This is a genomic window from Candidatus Culexmicrobium sp. (genome assembly GCF_058356305.1).
This window is the reverse complement of the sequence record NZ_JBTVBB010000055.1, coordinates 1-3940: the sequence shown is the minus strand read 5'-3', so window position 1 is coordinate 3940 and position 3940 is coordinate 1. Positions and strand designations below refer to the sequence as shown.

Annotated in this window: 3 protein-coding genes; 1 reads left to right on the top strand and 2 read right to left on the bottom strand. The window is 35.5% G+C overall.

The features are described from left to right. Window positions 1-134: 134 nt before the first annotated feature. Window positions 135-1736: an N-acyl-D-amino-acid deacylase family protein gene (locus tag ACW8TM_RS11955; RefSeq protein ID WP_491533533.1), complete on the bottom strand. Its 1602-nt coding sequence runs from the start codon at window positions 1734-1736 to the stop codon at window positions 135-137. A gap of 442 nt (window positions 1737-2178) precedes the next feature. Then, window positions 2179-2748, bottom strand: coding sequence for a stage II sporulation protein M (locus ACW8TM_RS11950; protein ID WP_491533532.1), 570 nt, complete (start codon window positions 2746-2748; stop codon window positions 2179-2181). 127 nt (window positions 2749-2875) lie between these two features. Between ACW8TM_RS11950 and ACW8TM_RS11945 the strand changes: the two genes are divergently transcribed. After that, on the top strand, window positions 2876-3940 hold a 1065-nt coding region (locus tag ACW8TM_RS11945), incomplete at its 3' end, for an amidohydrolase (protein WP_491533531.1).

Genomic DNA, 3940 nt, shown 5'->3' with positions numbered 1-3940 from the left:
TAACTTAAACATCAATTTCCTAATATTGCCTACAGTCTCCTTATTTAGCTTTGATATTTTAAGTGTACTCAGCTGGCTCCTATAACTTTATGTTACAATCTATAAAAGAAATGAAGTTTGATTAGAGTTTGAATTTACTTTACTCTGTTTTGAAGTCTTATTACTTTTCCATTTAGCTTTCCTGTGTGCCGTCCATTTTCAACTGTTATTTCACCATTTACAATTACATATTTTATTCCAATTGGGAATTGATGTGGATTTATGAATGTTGCTTTATCATTAACTTTGTCTGGATCAAATATTACAATGTCAGCCCATGCTCCTTCACGTATAATTCCTCTATCCCTTAAGCCAAGTCTCCATGCTGGAAGATAAGTCATTTTTCTAATTGCCATTTCAAGGGAGATTACCTTTTTCTCTCTGACATATCTACTTAAGACCCTTGGAAATGTGCCATAGTATCTTGGATGTGGTTTTCCTTCACCCAATTTACCTTTTGGACTTACTGCTCTTCCATCAGATCCTATCATTACCCATGGAAGTTTCATGATTGTTTCAACGTCTTCTTCACATATTCCAAAGTTTATCATACGTATAATGGTTTCCTCTTCTAATATTAAGTCTAAAACTGTATCTATAGGGTTCTTGTTAAGTGTTTTAGCTATTTCTGAAATTTTCATTCCTTCAAATTGCTTATTTTTTTCAACTTGACTGATCATTATTCGACTCCAATATTCCTTGTCTCTTAATGTATATGATTTCATTTCTTCACCTATTTTACTTCTTGTTTCAGGATTTCTTAGTCGCTCTAATATTTTCTCAGCTCCTCCCTCTCTTGCCCATTTGGGTAGAAGTGCTACTAATCCTGTACTAGAGGCAGTGTATGGATATTGGTCTGCAGTTACGTCAACTCCCCTATTTCTAGCCTCAATTATTATTTTTATGGCTTCCTTAACTTTACCCCAATTTGGTTTTCCTGAAGCTTTAAAGTGGCTTATTTCTACTGGGATTGAAGCTTTTTCACCGATGGCTATTGCTTCTTTTACTGCTTCAATTAATGTTGCTCCTTCACCTCGAATATGACTTGCATATATTCCTCCATACTCAGCAGCCACCTTTGCTAATTCAATTATTTCACTAGTCTTAGCATAGCATCCAGGAGTATAAATTAATCCAGTACTGAGCCCCATAGCTCCATCTTCCATAGCCTTTGCAACAAGTTCTTTCATTTCTTCAAGTTCACTTGAGGTTGGCTGACGATCACTAAACCCTAATACACACGCTCGAACAGTTCCATGTCCCACTAGAGATGCAATATTCAAGGCTACACCTTTACTTTCAAGTTTCTTGAAGTATTGATCCATAGTCTCCCAGTCAAATTCTATTTCTTCTCCTAATGTAGGCCTCAAATATTTCTCTCGATATTCACGTAGAAAGTCATTCATAGGTGCAGCTGATGAACCACAATTTCCTACGACCTCCAAGGTTACACCTTGCATAACCTTACTTTCAGCTTTCGGGTCAACTAAAACTGTAAAATCTGAGTGGCTATGAATATCTATGAATCCTGGGCATACAATTTGATTCTCAGCATCAATTACCCTCTTAGCATTAGCTTCCTTAATTTTACCGATAAAAACTATCTTTCCATTACTTATACCAATATCTGCCTTAAACCATGGATTCCCCGTACCATCCAAAACTCTTCCATTAATAATAGCTAAGTCAAAGCTCATAAAATTCCCCTCTACATTTATTGAGTCAGTAAAACTAAACATTTACGCTTAATCTTTAAATTTTAAGGTGAAACTTAAAAACTGTTAACACACTTATTTCAATGTCAAATTATAGTGCATATTAGAGTTTCACTACTCAGCGGTTTTGGATTAACTGTTGAAACAGAAATATGATTATGAACATACAAACATAGAGTTAATTTTATCCGCCCCTGGAGGTTACCTATCTTCTGTAACTCTAAGAATTCTCAATAAAAAGATATAAAGTGAAATAAAGTAGTGAATCTTCTAAATGATATGTAAAGATAACATTAAAGTGTAAAGCTTCAAGCTTAAATGAAGAGAAATTAGAAAAGCCATAAAGCTAGCTGAAAATATTGTCCTGTACTACTGTTTTGAGAGAAAATGTAAAAGTCGACATTGAAGCATTAGAGTTTACTGGTTACCTGAAAAATTCAAGTATTATTGGTGTAATATATACTTCAATTATTGCTGCAGGAATTAAGAGAATAATTGCAATTTTAACCAGTCTAAAGGATTGATGAACTCCAGCTCTAAAATTCCAGCTCTTCCCCCTAATAATAGCGTGAATCTTTTTAATTGTAGAAAAACCAGATAGAACACCTGCAGCACCAGACAATATTAGTGCTGGAACTTCAAAGATTCCATGAGGAAGAATACCTGCTAAGGCAAAAAGTAGTGAAAATCTAATAGACATAAAAGTGATGGTATACCCGATAAGATAGCCATTAAATCCTAAACTTAGAATTGAAGGAACAGCAAATAGGAAACCTAAAAGCCACATTATTAAAACAGCAACCACATTTTTAACATACACAAACAAAACAGTTGTAATTTCAAAGGGACGAAAGAATTCCAAAATATCTTCAAATACTCCTAAAACATTTTCTGGGGGCGCTCCAACAGCAAAGTAGTATACTCCGAGAAGTCCACCAATAACAAAGGATGCAACTGAAATTATAATTGCAATTTTCAAATCATAAATCTCCATAACTAATCACAATTAAAATATGTTATCAAAGCTATAAGACTTTTGAAAATCCTCCTATAAAAAGACACCTGATAACTACTAATTTATTTATAGTTAAAAATTCAATCGTTAATCGAAGGTGAGACCCATGTCAAAGGAGTATGCTTTTGGGTGGGTTGTGGAGAATAGGGGTTGGATTGTTGAGGTTTGTGATAGGATTTGGGAGTTTGCAGAGTTGGGTCTAGTGGAGTTTAAGTCTTCAAGGCTATTAGCTGATATGCTTGAGAAGTTTGGTTTTAGGGTTGAGCGTGGTGTTGCTGGTATGCCTACAGCCTTTGTTGCCACCTATGGTGAAGGCAAACCTATCATTGGGATTATGGGTGAATATGACGCTCTACCCGGATTATCTCAGAAGGTTCTTCCTAGAAGAGAACCCTTAAAGCCTGGTGCACCTGGACATGGATGTGGCCATAATATTCATGGAACATCAGGAATGGCAGCAGCCATAGCAATCAAAAAGACAATGGAAAAATATAGAATAAAGGGAACAATAAAATTCTATGGATGCCCAGCAGAAGAAAACTTTAGTGGAAAAGTTTTCATGGTTAGGGATGGACTCTTTAAAGATGTTGATGCAGTTATAAGTCATCATCCCAGTGCAATGAATGCTGTAACTCTTAGAAGTTCATTGGCGAATAACTCTGTCAAATTTCACTTTTATGGTAAAGCATCTCATGCAGCTGGTTCACCTGAGGCAGGTAGAAGTGCCCTTGACGCTGTTGAGCTAATGAACATAGGAGTAAACTATCTTAGAGAACATATAATTCAAGATGCAAGAATACACTACATAATTGAGAAAGGTGGAGAACAACCAAATATAGTTCCAGCCTATGCACGTTCATGGTATCTAATTAGAGCGCCTGAGAGAGATCAGCTAGAAGAGATTTATCAGAGAGTTCTCGATATTGCTAAGGGAGCTACATTAATGACTGGAACTAAACTTGAAATCGAATTTATTAAAGGTGTATATAATAAGATTCCAAATAGAGTTATTGCGGAGTTAATTGTTAAAAATATGCGTGAAATTGGCTTGCCTAAATATTCTGAGGAAGACTTAAAATTTGCAAGAGAAATTGCAAAAACAATACCTAAGGAACAGAAGATTAGACAGCTACAGAAGTCTAAGCGGCCTGGATGGGAAAGATTAGTTGAC

Bases quoted from the DNA above. Each gene is read 5' to 3' on its own strand.
- ACW8TM_RS11950 (WP_491533532.1), bottom strand. From the start codon at position 2,748: ATGGAGATTTATGATTTGAAAATTGCAATTATAATTTCAGTTGCATCC.
- ACW8TM_RS11955 (WP_491533533.1), bottom strand. From the start codon at position 1,736: ATGAGCTTTGACTTAGCTATTATTAATGGAAGAGTTTTGGATGGTACG.